Origin of the sequence: Streptomyces litchfieldiae (assembly GCF_031845365.1) — a bacterium.
GTDB classification, from domain to species: Bacteria; Actinomycetota; Actinomycetes; order Streptomycetales; family Streptomycetaceae; genus Streptomyces; species Streptomyces litchfieldiae.
In genome coordinates this window covers 1-441 of the sequence record NZ_JAVREL010000118.1, presented here as the reverse complement: position 1 = coordinate 441, position 441 = coordinate 1, and the positions used below count along the sequence as shown (strand labels likewise).

General features: G+C 51.7%; 1 protein-coding gene. It reads left to right on the top strand.

Going from position 1 to position 441, the window contains the following annotated elements; all coding sequences use genetic code 11:
* On the top strand, positions 1-441 hold a 441-nt coding region (locus RM590_RS35655), incomplete at both ends, for a CapA family protein (protein WP_311708962.1).

Sequence of the window (441 nt, the reverse complement as noted above, 5' to 3'; positions counted from 1 at the left end):
CGTCAAACTGAACGATTACGCCAAATTCAAAAAACTGATTCGGAAAACCAAACAAAAAACCGACATCGTCATTGTGATGTTCCACGGCGGCGCGGAAGGGAAACAGGCTGAACACCTGCCGTTCGATACCGAAATCTTCTATGGGGAAAACAGGGGCAACGTCGTCGAGTTTGCGCGGCTCGCCGTCGATTCCGGCGCGGATGTCGTATTCGGGCAGGGGGCGCACGTTACTCGCGCCGTCGAACTTTACCACGACCGCTTCATCTCTTACAGCGGCGGCAACTTTGCCACCTACGGCATCAGCGGCATTGCGCCGATTTTCAAAATTATCACCGACAAACAGGGGCGGTTCGTTTCCGGCAACATTATCCCCATCACTCAAGTCGGCGATAAAATCCCCAAAATCGACCCTGAAAAAACTGTTATTGAGCGGATTATTTA